This is a genomic window from Corynebacterium sp. 335C (assembly GCF_053525695.1).
In genome coordinates this window covers 222,245-234,857 of sequence record NZ_JASTTB010000003.1, presented here as the reverse complement: position 1 = coordinate 234,857, position 12,613 = coordinate 222,245, and the positions used below count along the sequence as shown (strand labels likewise).

Genomic DNA, 12,613 nt, shown 5'->3' with positions numbered 1-12,613 from the left:
GGGCGGGGTCCGGTGCGTTGCGACGGCCCCTCCCCCGGGCGCGCGCCGCCGGTGCGGCGCGCGCCCGGCTCGGCCCGGCGCGGCGGCGCCGGCTACAGCTTCGGCTCGATGTCCCGCTCGAAGGTGGTGCGGAGGTTGCCCTCGAGGTCGGCGAGGGTCTTCTCCACCGGGGCGCCGGACAGCAGGATGGACTCCAGGGCGTCGCCGATGGCGCGGTCGCCGTTCGGGATGAAGACGCGGGCGTTGTCCTGCACGCGGGTGTGCGGCAGCTGCTCGACGGCGGTGCGGGCGTTCGGGTTCTCGTCCATGTACTTCACGTGGGCGGGGTCCTCGACGGCGGCGGAGCGCACCGGGACGTAGCCGACCTCGCGGGACCAGTAGGCGGTGTTCTCCGCGTTGGTGATGAAGTCGATGAACTTCGCGGCGTTGATCTGGCGCTCCTCCGGGATGCCGGAGGGGATGGCCAGGCCGGCGCCGCCGGTCGGGCAGCCGCCGTCGCCGTGCGGGTTCGGCAGGAAGGCGGTGCCGACCTCGAACTTCGCGGTCTGCTTGATGCCGGCGAGGTCGCCGGTGGAGGCGACGACGGAGCCGAGGATGCCGGTGCCGAACTCGTTGGACAGGTCGTTGGAGACGGTGGCCCAGCCGTCGTCGACGGTGGACTTCAGCCACTCGACGGCGCGGACGGTCTCCGGGGAGGTGAGCTTCATGTCCCACTCGTCGGAGTAGGAGCCGCCGAGGGTCCACAGCGGGCCCTCGAAGGTCCAGGAGAGGTAGTCGACGGCGTTGCCCCAGCCGTGGGCGAAGCCGGAGCCCATGACCTCCTGGAGCTTGGCGCCCCACTCGGTCATCTCCTCCCAGGTCTCCGGGCCGCGGTCGGGCAGGCCGGCCTCGGCCCACTTGTCCTTGTTGTAGTAGAAGAGCGGCGTCGACCGGGCGAACGGCATGGCGTAGTGGCCGCCGTTGAGGTTGTAGTCCTCATAGAGGGACGGGACGAAGGTGGAGGTGTCGACGCCGGCCTTCGGGGCGACCTCGTCGATGTTGGCGATCTGGCCGTTGAGGGCGAAGTTGAACCACCACACGTCGGACAGGACGACGAGGTCGGGCAGGTCGGAGCCAGTGAGCGCGGCGTTGAACTTCTGCGCGATCTCCTCGTAGTTGGCGCCGCCGTCGACGAGGCGGACCTTCAGCTCCGGGTTGGCCTCCTCGAAGCGGCGGATGAGCTCCTCCTCCACCGGCTTGGAGGACGCCGGATGGTTCGACCACCAGACGATGGTGTTCGGGTCGGACTCGGCCTGGCCGGCGGAGCCGCCGGTGCCGGCGCAGGCGGCGAGCGTGGCGCCGGCGCCGGTGAGGCCCATGAGGGCGAGGAAGCCGCGGCGGTCGAGGGCGGGGAGGCGGCGGGGGTTGGCGTTCATGTCGGGGTCCCTTCGGGTGCGTGGGCCGGTGCGGTGCGCCCCGGCGGCGGGTGGTGGCGTGCGCGGCGCGGATGCGGTGCGCGGTGCGGATGCGGTGCGGTGCGGTGTGCGTGCCGTGCGCGGCCGCGGTGCGGCGCGCCGGCTCGGGCGCGTGCCGCCGCCCGGAGGGGACCCCGGGCGGCGGAGGGGTCATCCCTTCACGGCGCCCGAGGTCAGGCCCTTGATCATGTACTTGTTCAGGGCCAGGAAGAGGAGGAGGACGGGGATCATCGTCATGATGGTGGCCGCCATGACGGGGCCCCAGTTGGAGATGCCGTCGTTGTTCTGCAGCATCGTCAGGCCGACGGGCAGGGTCGCCGACTGGGACGTCTCGGCCATGAGGAACGGCCAGAGGTACTGGTTCCACTCGTTGACGACGGTGATCATGGAGAAGGCGACCAGCGTCGGCAGCGAGATGGGCAGCAGCACCTGGAACAGCAGGCGGAACGGCCCGGCGCCGTCCATGCGCGCCGCCTCCACGATCTCCCGGGGGATGGACATGAAGTGGTTGCGCATGAGGAAGGTGCCGAAGGCGATGCCGGCCAGCGGCACGATGATGCCCGTGTACGTGTCGCGCCAGCCCAGCTGGCTGGCCAGGGCGTAGTTGGAGATCACCGTGACCTCGCTGGGCACCATCAGCGCCGAGATGATGACGATGAAGACGAGGTTGCGGCCCGGGAACCGCAGGATCGCCAGGGCGTAGGCGGAGATGACGCCCAGCACGATCTTGATGGTGCACAGCACCAGGGTGATGACGATGGAGTTGATGAAGTAGTCCGCGAAGTCGACGCGCTCGAAGGCGTCGCGGTAGTTCTCCCACCGGAACTCCGACGGCCACCACTGCACGGGGACGCTGTAGATCTCCCCGTGGGCCTTGAAGCTGGTCAGGACGATCCAGACGAGGGGCAGGCCGATGAAGGCGACGGCGAGGGCCATGCCCAGGTAGCCGACGACCTTCCAGCCGGTGCCGCGTTCGGTGCCGATCACTTGTGGTTCTCCTTGTCCATCATGCGGACCTGGATGAGGGTCACGGTGAGCAGGATGAGGAAGAGGATCGTCGCGACGGTCGCGCCGTAGCCGGCGCGGAAGTTGACGAAGGTCTCCCGGTAGATCTGGAACACCAGGGTGGTGGTGCCGTCGCCCTGGGGGCCGCCCTTCGTCATCGTGTTGATGATGTCGAACACCTGCACCGAGTTGAGGGTGACGGTGATGGACAGGAAGAACGTCGTGGGCCGCAGCTGCGGCAGGGTGACGCGGCGGAAGCGGGTCCAGGCGGACGCGCCGTCGATGGCGGCGGCCTCCGCGAGGTCCCGGTTCAGGCCCTGGAGGGCGGCGAGGTAGATGACGAAGGCGTAGCCCAGGTTCTTCCACACGAAGGTGAAGGTGACCATGACCAGCGCCCAGAACGGGTCCTGGTACCAGTCGGGCCCGTCGAGGCCGACGCGGGAGAACAGGTCCTGCACCAGGCCGAACGTCGGGTCGAAGACGAACTGGAAGGCGACGCCGATGGCGGCGCCGGAGATGACGAACGGCGCGAAGACCATGGAGCGGACGACGTTGCGCCCCTTCAGCTTCTGATCCAGCAGCATCGCCAGGCCCAGTCCGAGGGCCATGGAGCCGGCGACGGCGAAGAAGGTGAAGAAGACGGTGTTGCCGACGACGCGGAGGGTGTCGTCGCGCGTGAACCACTCCACGTAGTTCCGGAAGCCGACGAAGGTCGACGTCGGGGAGGAGATGTTCCAGTCGAAGAACGACAAGCGGATGTTGTCGATCAGCGGCCGGTAGGTCCACACCGCCAGCAGGATCAGGTTGGGTGCGAGCAGGAGGGCGGCGAGGAGCCATTCGCCGCGCTTCGCGCGCCGCGCCCTCGCCTCCAGTTCCCGCGTATCGCCGTTCGTTTCAGCCACGTCGCGGCATTGTCCGTGGGCCCGGTTGCCGTACGGCAACACCGGGGTGACGTCCGATCGGGCATTCGCTGAACCGAAAAAGAGCCCTTCGTGAACGGAGGGTGGCGCGTCCGTTCGGGCATCGACGCTTTCCGCCATGCGGGGTGCGGGGGAGGCGGAGGGTGGCCGCCGCGCGGGTCCCGTCGTCACGCGATGCGGTGCGCATCACGTGCGCCTGACGACGACCCCACCCCCGAGATCCACCCCCTGACGTGCGGGGATTTCCCGTATTTCATACCCCGCGGGGTATCGTTCGCGCATCGGCCGGGCGCGGACGTCGCCCCGGCCCCGACAGAGAGGACATGTGATGAGCGAGGCCAAGCCGGCCATCGGGAAGGTCTTCCCGGAGGCGTTCAAGGCCCAGGCGGGTCTGACCCAGGCCATCTGGCGGAAGGGCGAGGAGGCGGGCGTCGACCGCGACCTCATCGAGCTGGTGTACCTGCGCTGCTCGCAGCTCAACGGCTGCGCGTTCTGCCTGGACGTCCACTACCGCGAGGGCCTGAAGGCCGGCCTGTCGCAGCTGAAGGTCTCCGTCGTCCCCGCCTGGCGCGAGGCCCACGGCATCTTCTCCGAGGACGAGCAGGCCGCCCTCGCCATCGCCGAGATCGCCTCCGACCCGGCCCGCGTGCCGTTCACGAAGGAGGAGTACCTCGAGGCCGTCGACGTGCTCGGCGAGGAGCGCTCCGCCGTCCTGGCGTGGGCCGCCATCTGCATGAACGGCTGGAACCGCATGCACGCGGTGTCCGGCACCCCGGTCGGCGGCTGACCCCGGCGGCGCACGACCCGGCACCCGTCCGCCCCGTCCCCGGCCCTTCCGCGGCCCGGGGGCCGTCCCTAGACTGGAGAACCATGGAATCCGTGAAAGTGACCGACGTCCCGTCCGACGCGCAGCTGGTCGACGTCCGCTCCGCAGGCGAGTGGAACGAGGGCCACGCCGCCCAGGCCATCCACATCCCGATGGAGGAGATCCCCGTCCGCTACGGCGAGCTCGACCTCGACGAGGACCTCTACATCATGTGCCGCTCCGGCGGCCGCTCCGCGCAGGTCGTCGACTGGCTGACCCGCAACGGCATCGACTGCGTGAACGTCACCGGCGGCATCATCGACTGGGAGGCCGCGGGCCTTCCCATGAAGACCGGCGAATAATCCCCGGCCACGCGCCTGCCGGCCCCGCGAAACGCGGGGCCACCCCAATCATTGGCCGGTTGCGCACGTTGTAGGATCCGGGGCATGCCCCCGACCATCCACGACGACGCACCCGCCCCATCCGGACCCCGCACCGCCCCGGCCCCGCCGGCGGCGGTGACGGGGTCCGCGACGTGGGCCATCCAGTCCCTCGCCCGCGACCTGCGCGCCGCGGTCGCCGACGCCCTGGAGGAGGCCCCCGAGCCCGTGCCGCTGCGCGGCTACTGGCTGCTGGAGACCGTCGCCGCCGAGTCCGCCCGCGCCCAGCGGGAGCTCGGCGACGCCCTCGGCGTCGACCGCTCCGACATGGTCCGCCTGGTCGACTCCCTGGAGAAGTCCGGCCTGGTCGAGCGCACGCGCGACCCGCGCGACCGCCGCCGCCGGCTCATCACCCTCACCCCGGACGGGGAGAAGGCGCGGCGCCGCCTGCGCCGCCGCCTCGCCGACGCCGAGGACGCGGTGCTCGCCGCCTCCCCGGACGGCACCGCCGCCGCGCTGCGCCGCTGCGCCGGCGTCGCGGCCGGCGATCCCGGGGACGGCGGGGACCGCCGGGGCGCGGACGCGTCCGCGCCGAAGGGCAGGGGCAAGGCGAAGTCCAAGGGGAAGAAGGACAAGGCCAAGGACAAGGCCAAGTCCGGGAAGAAGGGCAAGGGGAAGTCCGCGGCGAAGTCCGCCGACGGCGCGAAGGACAAGGGGGACCGGAAGTGACGGCGAAGGACATGACTACCGGCGCCGCGGGCGACGCCGCGGCGACCGCCGCGGACGACGGCGACGGGCCCGCCGGCGCCCACCGCATCCCCGCCGCCTACCTGCGCGGCGGCTTCGCGGCGCCGGAGCGCACGCTCATCGGCATCCTGCGGGAGACCGCGGCGAAGAACCCGGACGCGGCGGCGCTGGACGACGGCGACGTGGTGCTCACCTACGCCGAGCTGCTGGAGGAGATCGACGCGGCGGTGGCGGAGCTCGCCCGCATCGGCGTGCGCCGCGGCGACCGCGTCGGCGTGCGCATGCCCTCCGGGCACCGCTCCCTCTACGTCGCCATCCTGGCGACGATGGCCGCGGGCTGCGCCTACGTGCCCGTCGACGCCGACGACCCGGACGAGCGCGCCGACATGGTCTTCGGCGAGGCCGGCATCGCCGCCCGCTTCGCCGCCGGCGGCCCCGTCGCCGTCGACCCGGAGGTGAAGCGCCTCGGCGCGGACCGGCCGGGCGAGGTGGGCGTCCCGTCGCCGGACGACGACTGCTGGATCATCTTCACCTCCGGCTCCACCGGCAAGCCGAAGGGCGTGGCGGTGACGCACCGCTCGGCGGCGGCGTTCGTCGACGCGGAGTCCCGCCTGTTCCTCGTCGACCACCCGGAGGGGCCGCTCGGCCCCGAGGACCGCGTACTGGCGGGCCTGTCGGTCGCCTTCGACGCGAGCTGCGAGGAGATGTGGCTGGCGTGGGCCCACGGCGCGTGCCTGGTCCCGGCCCCGCGCTCGCTGGTGCGCTCGGGCGTGGACCTGGGCCCGTGGCTCATCAGCCGCGCGATCACCGCGGTGTCGACCGTGCCGACGCTCGCCGGCCTGTGGCCCGCCGAGGCGCTGGACAGCGTCCGGCTGCTCATCGTCGGCGGCGAGGCGTGCCCGGCGGAGCTCGTCGACAGGCTCTCGACGCCGGAGCGCGAGATGTGGAACACCTACGGCCCGACCGAGGCGACGGTCGTCGCCTCCGCGGCGAAGCTCTCCCCCGGCGAGCCGGTGACCATCGGCATGCCGCTGGACGGCTGGGACCTGGCGGTCATCGACGGCGACGGCCGGCAGGTCGGCTGGGGCGAGGTCGGCGAGCTGGTCATCGGCGGCGCCGGCCTGGCCCGCTACCTCGATCCGGCGAAGGACGCGGAGAAGTACGCGCCGGCCCCGGAGCTCGACGACGCGTGCGGGCACCCGGGCCGGTGGGCGCGCGCCTACCGCACCGGCGACCACGTCCGGCTGGAGCCGGAGGGCCTGCACTTCGTCGGCCGCGTCGACGACCAGGTGAAGATCGGCGGCCGCCGCATCGAGCTCGGCGAGGTCGAGGCGAACCTCGCGGCCCTGCCGGGCGCGACGCAGGCGACGGTCATGGTGCGCACGACCGGCGGCGGCGACAAGGTCCTGGTGGGCTACGTCGGCGCCGGCGGCGACGCCTCCTCGATGGACCACGCGGCGTGCCTGGAGCAGCTGCGGGACAACATGCCGGCGGCGATGGTGCCGCGGCTGCACATCATGGACGAGCTGCCGGTGCGCACCTCCGGCAAGGTCGACAAGGCGGGCCTGCCGTGGCCGCTGCCCGTCGCCGCGGGCGCGCCGGACCCGGACGCCCCGGAGATGACGCCGGTCGAGAGGTGGCTGGCGGGCATCTGGGCGGAGGTGCTGTCGGTGCCGGAGCCCGGCGCCGCGTCGGACTTCTTCGCGCTCGGCGGCACGTCGCTGGCGGCGGCGACCGTCGTCGCGCGGATCCGCGAGGTCGCGCCGCACGTCGCGGTGCGCGACCTGTACGACAACCCGCGCCTGGGCCGGCTGGCGGAGGAACTGACCTCCCGCGGCCTCGTCGACGAGGCGGAGCTGCCGGGCGCGGCGGGTGCCGCGGGTGCGGCGTCCGCCGGGGGTTCGCGTGACGACGGCTCCCGCGCCGGCTCCTCCCCCGCCGCCCGGGCCCGCTCCGCGCACGTGCCGGGCCCCGTCGGCGCCGGGTCGCGCGCCGCGCAGCTGCTGGCGATGATCCCGCTGCAGCTCGCCCGCGGCGCCCGCTGGGTCGCGGGCCTGGCGGTGCTCGACGCCGTCGCCGGCGCGGCCGGCTGGGAGCACGCCCTGGGCCTGCCCGGCTGGCTGGTCGCGGTGCTCGTCGTCGTGTTCCTCACCCCGCTCGGAGTGCTGCCGCTGACCGCCGGGGCGACGCGCCTGCTGCTGGCGGGCGTGACGCCGGGCGAGCATCCGCGCGGCGGGCACGTCCACCTGCGGCTGTGGGCCGCGGAGCGGCTGGCCGACGCCTCGGGCGCCCGCTCGGTCGCCGGCGCCCCGCTCATCCTCTGGTACGCCCGCATGCTCGGCGCGTCCGTCGGCCGCGGCGTCGACCTGCACGCCGTGCCGCCGGTGACGGGCCTGCTGCGGCTGGGCCGGCACTGCTCCGTGGAGCCGGAGACGGATCTGTCGGGCTACTGGGTCGACGGCGACGTCGTCCGCGTCGGCTCCATCGACGTCGGTGCGGAGGCCCGCGTCGGCGCCCGGTCGACGCTGCTGCCGGGCACCCGCATCGGCAAGCGCGCCCACGTGGAGGCCGGCTCCACCGTCACCGGCGACCGGAAGGTGAAGGCCGACTCCCGCTGGTCGGGCTCCCCCGCCCGCAAGGTCGGCCGCCCGAAGCACCGCTTCCCCGACCACGCCCCGGCGCGCCGCCCGTGGTGGGCGGCCGCCTACGCCGCCGGCGCCCTCGTGCTGGCGCTGGTGCCCGTCGCGGCGCTGGCCGCCGGCGCGGACGTCATCGCGGCGCTGACCGCGGCGACCGGCTCCGGCGCGTCCTTCGCCGCGCAGGCGGGCCTGGCCCTGGCGTGGTCGCCGCTCGGCGCCGTCGTCGCCTTCGGCGCCTACATGGCGCTGACGTGGGCGCTGGTGCGGCTGCTGGGCCTCGGCCTGCACGCCGGCGTGCACCCGGTCCGCTCCCGGCAGGGCTGGCAGGCGTGGGCGACCGTCCGGCTCATGGACGCCGCCCGCACCCACCTGTTCCCGCTCTACGCCGGCCAGCTGACGGTGCCGTGGCTGCGGGCCCTCGGCGCCCGCATCGGCCGTGACGCGGAGGTCTCCACCGCCGTCGCCATCCCCCGCTTCACCGACGTCCGCGACGGCTCCTTCCTCGCCGACGACACCATGGTCGGCACCTACGAGCTCGGCGGCGGCTGGCTGCTGCTCGGCGACTCCCGCATCGGCCGCCGAGCCTTCCTGGGCAACTCCGGCATCACCGCCCCGGGCCGCAAGCTCGGCCGCGACTCCCTCGTCGCCGTGCTGTCCTCGACGCCGAAGAAGGCGAAGGCCGGGTCGAACTGGTGGGGCTCCCCGCCGGAGCGGCTGCGCCGCGTCGCGGCCGACGCCGACGAGGGCGACGCCCGCACCTACGCCCCGTCGACCGGGCTGAAGGTCGCCCGCGGCGTCGTCGAGACCCTGCGCCTGCTCGCCCCCGCCACGTCGATGGCCCTGGCCGTCGCCGTCCTGGCGGGCCTGCACGCCGTCGCCTCCGCCGCCGGGGCCGCCCCCGGCGCGGGCGCCGGCGCCGCGGTCGCGGGGCTGGCCGCCGCGTGGCTCGCGTCCCCGCTCGTGCTGTTCCTCGCGGGCCTGGCCGGCCTGCTGGTCACCGCCGCCGCGAAGTGGATCTGCGTCGGCCGCCACCGCGCCGGCGACCACCCGCTGTGGAGCCGCTTCGTGTGGCTGAACGAGCTGCAGGACGCCTTCGTCGAGGTCGTCGCCGCCCCCTGGTGGTTCAACCCCTCCATGGCCACGCCCGCGACGACTGCCGGCATGCGGCTGCTCGGCGCCCGCATCGGCCGCGGCGTGTGGCTGGAGAGCTACTGGCTGCCGGAGACCGACCTCGTCGAGCTCGGCGACGGCGCCGTCGTCGGCCCCGGCTGCGTCGTCCAGACGCACCTGTTCCAGGACCGCGTCATGAGCCTCGGCCCCGTCACCCTGGGCCGCGGCGCGACGCTCGCCGCCCACTCCGTCGCCCTGCCCGCGGCGGTCCTCGGCGACGGCGCCCACGTCGGCCCCGGCTCCCTGGTCATGCGCGGCGACCACGTCCCCGGCGGCACCGCCTGGCAGGGCAACCCCATCGAGCCCCGCACCTGACCGGGCACGACCGCGCACCGCGGCCCTCCCCGGCGGCCCCGTCCGCCGGGACCCGGGCCGCCGGCCGCAGCCGCGGCCGGCCCGCACGACGCACGCCCCCGCCGCGCACCGCGCGGCGGGGGCGCCGTCGCAAAGCCCCCCGGAGACGCGACGGGGCCCGGCCCCCGCATGGGAGGGCCGGGCCCCGCGACTGGCCGGGCGTGCGGCGTCAGTCGCCGATCTGGTCGCGGCCGCGCTTCACGATGAGCGGGTCCGGCTGGCCGACGACCTCATGGTCCTTGTTCGTGTACTCGAACTTGGACAGGATGTAGCGCATCGCGTTGATGCGGGCGCGCTTCTTGTCGTTCGACTTGATGGTCACCCACGGCGACTCGTCGGTGTCGGTGTAGCGGAACTGCTCCTCCTTGGCGCGGGTGTAGTCGTCCCACTTGTCCAGGGAGGCCAGGTCCATCGGCGACAGCTTCCACTGGCGCACCGGATCCACCTGGCGGATCGCGAAGCGCGTGCGCTGCTCCTTCTGCGTCACCGAGAACCAGAACTTCGTCAGCGAGATGCCCGAGCCCAGGATCATGTTCTCCAGCATCGGCACCTCCCGCAGGAACTCCGCGTGCTGCGACTCCGTGCAGAAGCCCATCACGCGCTCCACGCCCGAGCGGTTGTACCAGGAGCGGTCGAAGAACACGATCTCGCCGCCCGCCGGGAAATGCTCGATGTAGCGCTGGAAGTACCACGACGTCGACTCGCGCGGCGACGGCTTCTCCAGCGCCACCGTGCGGGCGCCGCGGGGGTTCAGGTGCTCGTTGAACCGCTTGATCGTGCCGCCCTTGCCGGCGGCGTCGCGGCCCTCGAAGAGGATGATGTGGCGCTGGCCCGTCTCCTTCGTCCAGTTCTGCCACTTCAGGAGCTCGATCTGCAGCTTGCGCTTGATGACCTCGTACTCCTTGCGGGTCATCCGTTCGTCGTAGGGGTAGTTCTCGCGCCAGGTGTCCACCGGTCGTCCGTCCGGGGTGACCAGCACCGGGTCATCCTCGTCGGTGTCGTCGACGACGTAGCCCTCGGTGGCCGCCAGGTCGACGATGTGGAGGTCCTCTTCGTTCTTATCGGCCATGCGTCCAGGGTACCGCCCGCGGGCCCCCTCCCCCGCGTCAGCCCGCGACCCCCGGCCACCCCCGTCCCCGCGGAACGCGGCGCACGCGCGGGCGGGTGCGGGGGTGGCGGGCGCGGGGTGCCCCGGACATGGCGGGACCCCGCCCGCGCGGGGTGCGCGGACGGGGTCCCGTCGTCAAGCTCCCTCCGGACCGTGCGCCTGCGCGGCGCCTGCGCGATGCGAGGCGTGCGCGCGTGCGGCGCGGCCCGGGGAGGTGCGGGGGCTAGAAGCCGCCCATGCCGCCCATCTCGTCGGCGCCCGGCATGGCCGGGGCGGCCGGCTCGGGCTTGTCGGCGACGACGGCCTCGGTGGTGAGGAACAGCGCCGCGATGGAGGCGGCGTTCTGCAGCGCGGAACGCGTGACCTTCACCGGGTCGTTGATGCCCTCGCCCATCAGGTCGACGTACTCGCCGGTCGCGGCGTTCAGGCCCTCGCCCTTCGGCAGGCCGGAGACCTTCTCCGCGACGACGCCGGCCTCGAGGCCCGCGTTGACGGCGATCTGCTTCAGCGGGGCGGCCAGCGCGGCGCGGACGATGCGCACGCCGGTGGCCTGGTCGCCCTCGAGGCCCAGCTCGTCGTCCAGGACGTGGGAGGCCTGCAGCAGGGCGGAGCCGCCGCCGGCGACGATGCCCTCCTCGACGGCCGCCTTCGCGTTGCGGACGGCGTCCTCGATGCGGTGCTTGCGCTCCTTCAGCTCGACCTCGGTGGCCGCGCCAGCCTTGATGACGGCGACGCCGCCGGCGAGCTTCGCCAGGCGCTCCTGCAGCTTCTCGCGGTCGTAGTCGGAGTCGGAGTTCTCGATCTCGGCGCGGATCTGGTTGACGCGGCCCTCGATGGCGGCCTGGTCGCCGGCGCCCTCGACGATGGTGGTCTCGTCCTTCGTGACGACGACCTTGCGGGCGCGGCCCAGCAGCGGCAGATCGGCGGTCTCCAGGGACAGGCCGACCTCCTCGGAGATGACCTGGCCGTCGGTGAGGATGGCCATGTCCTGCAGCATCGCCTTGCGGCGGTCGCCGAAGCCCGGGGCCTTCACGGCGACGGACTTGAAGGTGCCGCGGATCTTGTTCACCACGAGGGTGGACAGGGCCTCGCCCTCGACGTCCTCGGCAATGATGAGCAGCGGCTTGCCGGACTGCATGACCTTCTCCAGGAGCGGGAGCAGGTCCTTGATGTTGGAGATCTTCGCGGAGACCAGGAGGATGTACGGATCCTCCAGGACGGCCTCGCCGCGCTCCATGTCGGTGGCGAAGTAGCCCGAGATGTAGCCCTTGTCGAAGCGCATGCCCTCGGTGAGCTCCAGGTCGAGGCCGAAGGTGTTCGCCTCCTCGACCGTGATGACGCCCTCCTTGCCGACCTTGTCCATCGCGGTGGCGATGAGCTCGCCGATGGCCGGGTCGGCGGCGGAGATGCCGGCGGTCGCGGCGATCTGGTCCTTCGTCTCGATCTCCTTGGCGGAGTCGAGCAGCTCGGCGGTGACCTTCTCCACGGCCTTCTCGATGCCGCGCTTGATGCCCATCGGGTTCGAGCCGGCCGCGACGTTGCGCAGGCCCTCGGACACGAGCGCCTGGGCCAGCACGGTGGCGGTGGTGGTGCCGTCGCCCGCGACGTCGTCCGTCTTCTTGGCGACCTCCTTGACGAGCTCCGCGCCGATCTTCTCGTACGGGTCCTCGAGCTCGATCTCGCGAGCGATGGAGACGCCGTCGTTGGTGATCAGCGGGGCGCCCCACTTGCGCTCCAGGACCACGTTGCGGCCCTTGGGGCCCAGCGTGACCTTGACCGCGTCGGCCAGGGTGTTGAGGCCCTTCTCGAGGCCGCGGCGGGCCTCCTCGTCGAATGCAATGATCTTGGCCATGTGGCTTCTGATCCTCCGTTGATGGTCAACGACACTTCCGTGGTGCCGGCCCGGCGCCCGCGACGGCACGCGACCCCGGGAAGTGCCACCCGGGGCCTCACCGGACCAGCGGTGAGCGATACGTGTTGATTCGTATTTTCTGGCACTCGAAATTGCCAAGTGCTAAACCCAGTTTCTAG

9 protein-coding genes are annotated in these 12,613 nt (G+C 72.9%); 4 read left to right on the top strand and 5 right to left on the bottom strand.

The window, feature by feature from the left end; translation table 11 throughout:
* Positions 1-92: 92 nt before the first annotated feature.
* The 3 genes from QQS41_RS10840 to QQS41_RS10830 all read right to left on the bottom strand — a co-directional run bounded on the left by QQS41_RS10840 (position 93) and on the right by QQS41_RS10830 (position 3,361).
* Complete coding sequence (locus tag QQS41_RS10840) at positions 93-1,415, bottom strand: ABC transporter substrate-binding protein (protein WP_448852737.1); 1,323 nt, start codon at positions 1,413-1,415, stop codon at positions 93-95.
* Between the two features lie 189 nt (positions 1,416-1,604).
* Positions 1,605-2,390: a carbohydrate ABC transporter permease gene (locus tag QQS41_RS10835; protein WP_448852896.1), complete on the bottom strand. Its 786-nt coding sequence runs from the start codon at positions 2,388-2,390 to the stop codon at positions 1,605-1,607.
* A 47-nt stretch (positions 2,391-2,437) separates the two neighbouring features.
* Complete coding sequence (locus QQS41_RS10830; RefSeq protein WP_448852736.1) at positions 2,438-3,361, bottom strand: carbohydrate ABC transporter permease; 924 nt, start codon at positions 3,359-3,361, stop codon at positions 2,438-2,440.
* A gap of 346 nt (positions 3,362-3,707) precedes the next feature.
* On the opposite strand from QQS41_RS10830, the gene QQS41_RS10825 reads away from it, so the two are divergent.
* The 4 genes from QQS41_RS10825 (at position 3,708) to QQS41_RS10810 (ending at position 9,435) form a co-directional block, all read left to right on the top strand.
* Positions 3,708-4,166, top strand: coding sequence for a carboxymuconolactone decarboxylase family protein (locus QQS41_RS10825; protein WP_448852735.1), 459 nt, complete (start codon positions 3,708-3,710; stop codon positions 4,164-4,166).
* 83 nt (positions 4,167-4,249) lie between these two features.
* A complete protein-coding gene (locus tag QQS41_RS10820) occupies positions 4,250-4,546 on the top strand; it encodes a rhodanese-like domain-containing protein (RefSeq protein ID WP_448852734.1) in 297 nt (98 codons plus the stop codon).
* An 84-nt stretch (positions 4,547-4,630) separates the two neighbouring features.
* Entirely contained in the window at positions 4,631-5,293 is a 663-nt protein-coding gene (locus QQS41_RS10815; protein ID WP_448852733.1) for a MarR family winged helix-turn-helix transcriptional regulator, read from the top strand.
* Positions 5,294-5,304: 11 nt separating this feature from the next.
* Positions 5,305-9,435 carry a Pls/PosA family non-ribosomal peptide synthetase gene (locus QQS41_RS10810; RefSeq protein ID WP_448852895.1) on the top strand — a complete coding sequence of 1,377 codons (4,131 nt, stop codon included), beginning with the start codon at positions 5,305-5,307 and terminating at the stop codon, positions 9,433-9,435.
* Between the two features lie 208 nt (positions 9,436-9,643).
* On the opposite strand, the gene ppk2 is transcribed toward QQS41_RS10810, so the two are convergent.
* Positions 9,644-10,543 carry a polyphosphate kinase 2 gene (gene ppk2 / locus QQS41_RS10805; protein WP_448852732.1) on the bottom strand — a complete coding sequence of 300 codons (900 nt, stop codon included), beginning with the start codon at positions 10,541-10,543 and terminating at the stop codon, positions 9,644-9,646.
* Positions 10,544-10,805: 262 nt separating this feature from the next.
* Positions 10,806-12,434, bottom strand: coding sequence for a chaperonin GroEL (groL, locus tag QQS41_RS10800; protein ID WP_448852731.1), 1,629 nt, complete (start codon positions 12,432-12,434; stop codon positions 10,806-10,808).
* Positions 12,435-12,613: the final 179 nt, after the last annotated feature.

What these genes read in the sequence shown, in the direction of transcription:
- QQS41_RS10840 (WP_448852737.1), bottom strand. Translation starts at nt 1,415, where the DNA reads ATGAACGCCAACCCCCGCCGCCTCCCCGCCCTCGACCGCCGCGGCTTC.
- QQS41_RS10835 (WP_448852896.1), bottom strand. Translation starts at nt 2,390, where the DNA reads ATGGCCCTCGCCGTCGCCTTCATCGGCCTGCCCCTCGTCTGGATCGTC.
- QQS41_RS10825 (WP_448852735.1), top strand. Translation starts at nt 3,708, where the DNA reads ATGAGCGAGGCCAAGCCGGCCATCGGGAAGGTCTTCCCGGAGGCGTTC.
- QQS41_RS10820 (WP_448852734.1), top strand. Translation starts at nt 4,250, where the DNA reads ATGGAATCCGTGAAAGTGACCGACGTCCCGTCCGACGCGCAGCTGGTC.
- QQS41_RS10815 (WP_448852733.1), top strand. Translation starts at nt 4,631, where the DNA reads ATGCCCCCGACCATCCACGACGACGCACCCGCCCCATCCGGACCCCGC.
- QQS41_RS10810 (WP_448852895.1), top strand. Translation starts at nt 5,305, where the DNA reads ATGACTACCGGCGCCGCGGGCGACGCCGCGGCGACCGCCGCGGACGAC.
- ppk2 (WP_448852732.1), bottom strand. Translation starts at nt 10,543, where the DNA reads ATGGCCGATAAGAACGAAGAGGACCTCCACATCGTCGACCTGGCGGCC.
- groL (WP_448852731.1), bottom strand. Translation starts at nt 12,434, where the DNA reads ATGGCCAAGATCATTGCATTCGACGAGGAGGCCCGCCGCGGCCTCGAG.